The organism is Pseudoalteromonas sp. UBA2102, from assembly GCF_002331165.1.
GTDB classification, from domain to species: domain Bacteria; phylum Pseudomonadota; class Gammaproteobacteria; order Enterobacterales; family Alteromonadaceae; genus Pseudoalteromonas; species Pseudoalteromonas atlantica.
Genome location: NZ_DCYU01000120.1, coordinates 1 through 3,251 on the forward strand (window position 1 = coordinate 1; position 3,251 = coordinate 3,251).

Here is a 3,251-nt window from a genome sequence, read left to right on the forward strand (position 1 = left end):
GGGCGCAGTGCATACCCTAGCACTAAAAAGCTCATGGCCGTGGCGGTAATATCCATTAATGAATCGGTTAATGAGCCAAGCATAGAAGCTGAACCCGATGCCAACCACGCCCAGGTTTTAGCGGCTATCATTAAGCTAACCATAACCATGGTAACTATGCTTGATGTTTTAACCCAAAATTCGTAACTACGGTGATGCACGTTAATATTCACTACTTGCGGTATTCAATGGCGCGAGTATATCATTTTTTTTACCGGTTTCGTGTATACTGCCACTCGTCAAATTATAGATTAATAGAAAGGCGCATTATGCTGGATATCGTTTTATATCAACCTGAAATTCCACCAAATACAGGAAATATCATACGCTTGTGTGCAAACACAGGTTACTCATTGCATTTAATTGAGCCATTAGGTTTTGAGTGGGACGATAAGCGAGTAAAACGTGCCGGGCTAGATTACCACGAGTTTAGTAACGTACAGCGCCATGCCTCGTTTGAAGCCTACCTTGAAAAGTGCCAACCTAAAAAAGTGTATGCATGCACCACTAAAGGCAGCCAGTTTCATCACGAAGCCAGTTACCAAGCAGGTGATTGCTTGGTGTTTGGGCCAGAAACTCGCGGTCTCCCCGATGAGATGATTCAAGCGCTACCTAACGATCAGCGTGTGCGCATTCCTATGCAGCCCAATAGCCGTAGTATGAACCTATCTAACGCTGTGGCGGTATTCGTTTATGAATCATGGCGCCAGCTAGGCTTTCCTAACGCGCAATAAGCACCTTGTACCAAACAATAAAAAAACCGACATAGCGTCGGTTTTTTAATAACAAAGCATGTTCATGCTTTTAATAAAGTGAGCATTATATGCTCACTTTATTCAGCGCGCTGCTCTCGGCCTAATAACGCCATGGCGGCTTCTTTCATATCTTTATTTTCATAAAGTACTTTATAAATTTGCTCAGTAATAGGCATTTCTACACCGGCGCGTTGTGCTAATAAATACACTTCTTTTGTGTTTCTAAAGCCTTCAACAACTTGCCCGATAGACTCAATAGCAGCATCAACCCCTTCACCTTTACCTAATGCCAAACCAAAGCGACGGTTGCGCGATTGATTGTCGGTACATGTTAAGATTAAATCGCCAAGTCCGGCCATACCCATAAAGGTTTCTTGCTTTGCACCTAAGGCACACCCTAAGCGCGTTAGCTCAGCTAAGCCGCGAGTGATCAGTGCCGTACGTGCATTAGCACCAAAGCCCACCCCATCAGACATACCAGCACCAATGGCTATTACGTTTTTAACCGCGCCACCTAACTGAATGCCAATAAAGTCATCGTTGTTATACACGCGGAACGAGCGCCCACAATGGAGTAAATCTGCAAGTTGTTGCGCAAACTCCGTTGAGGTAGACGACACCGATATCGCAGTAGGTAGCCCCATTGCCATTTCTTTTGCAAAGGTTGGGCCTGACAAAACCGCAAGCGGCACCTCATCACCTAGTTCCTGCAGGGCAACCTCTTGTAACAAGCGACCAGTATTTGGCTCAAGCCCTTTTGTTGCCCACGCAACTTGCGCACCTTCAACCAGCGCAGGTTTAATTTGCTGCAATGTATCTGCAAAGGCATGGCTTGGCACAACCACAAGTACAATGGCACTGCTGGCTACGGCTTGTTGTAAATCGGCTTGTAATAAAAGAGTGTCGGGGAATGGTACATCAGGAAGGTAACGTTGATTTTTCCGCTCAGCTGCAAGCGTGGCAACGTCGTCGCTATTGCGACCCCAAAGTGTCACTTGGTGACCATTTCGGGCTAAGCAAATAGCAAGAGCGGTGCCGTAAGACCCCGCTCCTAATACAGTAACAGCTGAAGTTGCTGTACTCATAAATTATGCGTCTGCTGAAACCTGCTCAGCTTGCGCAGTACGTTGTTGCATGTATTGTGCAAATAACGCATCAAAGTTCACTGGCGCAAGGTTAAGCTGTGGGAAAGTACCACGGTTAACAAGATTAGATACAGCTTCACGCGCGTATGGGAATAACACGTTAGGGCAGTATGCACCTAGCATATGTGCTAGTTGTACTTCTTCAAGCTCACCAACTGTAAAAATACCGGCTTGCTGAATTTCACATAAAAACGCAGTTTCTTCACCAATAGAAGCAGTAACCGTTAGTGCTAAAACCACTTCAAACACACCTTCGTCTAGCTTATTAGAGCGCGTGTCTAGGTCTAGCTTCACTTCTGGCGTCCATTCTTTTTGAAAAATCGCAGGCGAGTTAGGCGTTTCAAACGATACATCTTTAGTGTAAATACGTTGAATAGTAAATTGTGCGCCACCTTCTTGTGCTGCTGCGTTTTGATTTTCTTCGTTCATTGTGCTTCCTACGTGTTAGTTTTTATAATTAAAATTAAGCATTTAGCTTAGCGTCAAGTTTACCTTGCGCTTCAATAGCCATCATGTCGTCGCAGCCACCGATATGTTCATCATTAATAAAAATTTGCGGTACTGTGCTTGCACCACCTGCTTTAGCAATCATTTCATCGCGAAGCTCTGGTTGAACACCAATATCAATATTTGTGTACTCAACGCCTTTACTGTTTAAAAGTGCAAGAGCACGTTGGCAAAATGGACAGTACGCTTTGGTGTATAAAACAACATTACTCATAATAAATCCTCTATCGGTACTACTAAACTGATTAGCGACCTGTTGTAGTTGGAAGGCTGGCAGATTGCCACGACCCCATACCACCTGATAATACATAAACCGATTCAAAGCCTGCTTTATGCATTGCATTAGCAATACCTTGAGCAGTCATGCCTGTGGCACATACTAGTATAATGGGTTTGCTCTTGTGCTTTTCAAGGCTTGAAAAGTCAGATTGTTTTGCTTTTTCAGGGCTTAAGTGTTCAGCACCCGCAATACGACCTGCGTTAAATTCTTTTTGAGCACGAATATCAACTACTTTGCCATCTTCACGATTAATAAGAAGTGTTAATTGCTGTGGGTTTATTTCTCTCACTGCTGAAAACTTGCTCTTTATCCAGCCGCTTACAATAAGGAATACAAGACCAACCCAAGCTAGGCTTAAAATAGGATGATTTGTAATAAATTCAATATATTGATCCATTCTACTTCCACTATGAAATTATGTTCTAAACCTAGAGCGTGTTGGCCTTTGTGGATTGAAATTTGTTCAATCTAGGGGCGATTAAATCGCGGCGCGAGATTTGTAACCTAGTGGGCTAAGTAAAAACC

The 3,251-nt window shown here is 43.7% G+C and carries 5 protein-coding genes and 1 pseudogene; 1 reads left to right on the forward strand and 5 read right to left on the reverse strand.

The window, feature by feature from the left end; all coding sequences use genetic code 11:
- Window positions 1-200 (reverse strand): annotated as a pseudogene (gene fieF, locus B2R65_RS16245) (CDF family cation-efflux transporter FieF); the annotation flags it as partial.
- Window positions 201-308: 108 nt separating this feature from the next.
- On the opposite strand from fieF, the gene trmL reads away from it, so the two are divergent.
- Entirely contained in the window at window positions 309-773 is a 465-nt protein-coding gene (gene trmL / locus B2R65_RS16250) for a tRNA (uridine(34)/cytosine(34)/5-carboxymethylaminomethyluridine(34)-2'-O)-methyltransferase TrmL (RefSeq protein WP_004588612.1), read from the forward strand.
- A gap of 98 nt (window positions 774-871) precedes the next feature.
- Here trmL and gpsA read toward each other — a convergent pair whose 3' ends face one another.
- The 4 genes from gpsA to B2R65_RS16270 are packed head-to-tail and all read right to left on the reverse strand — an operon-like array spanning window position 872 to window position 3,123.
- The gene (gene gpsA, locus B2R65_RS16255) at window positions 872-1,879 is read right to left on the reverse strand and encodes an NAD(P)H-dependent glycerol-3-phosphate dehydrogenase (protein WP_286744393.1); all 1,008 of its coding nucleotides are present in this window, start codon (window positions 1,877-1,879) and stop codon (window positions 872-874) included.
- Between the two features lie 3 nt (window positions 1,880-1,882).
- Window positions 1,883-2,368, reverse strand: coding sequence for a protein-export chaperone SecB (secB, locus tag B2R65_RS16260; protein WP_004588614.1), 486 nt, complete (start codon window positions 2,366-2,368; stop codon window positions 1,883-1,885).
- A gap of 34 nt (window positions 2,369-2,402) precedes the next feature.
- Window positions 2,403-2,660 carry a glutaredoxin 3 gene (gene grxC / locus B2R65_RS16265; RefSeq protein ID WP_004588615.1) on the reverse strand — a complete coding sequence of 86 codons (258 nt, stop codon included), beginning with the start codon at window positions 2,658-2,660 and terminating at the stop codon, window positions 2,403-2,405.
- Window positions 2,661-2,691: 31 nt separating this feature from the next.
- Entirely contained in the window at window positions 2,692-3,123 is a 432-nt protein-coding gene (locus tag B2R65_RS16270) for a rhodanese-like domain-containing protein (RefSeq protein ID WP_004588616.1), read from the reverse strand.
- Window positions 3,124-3,251: the final 128 nt, after the last annotated feature.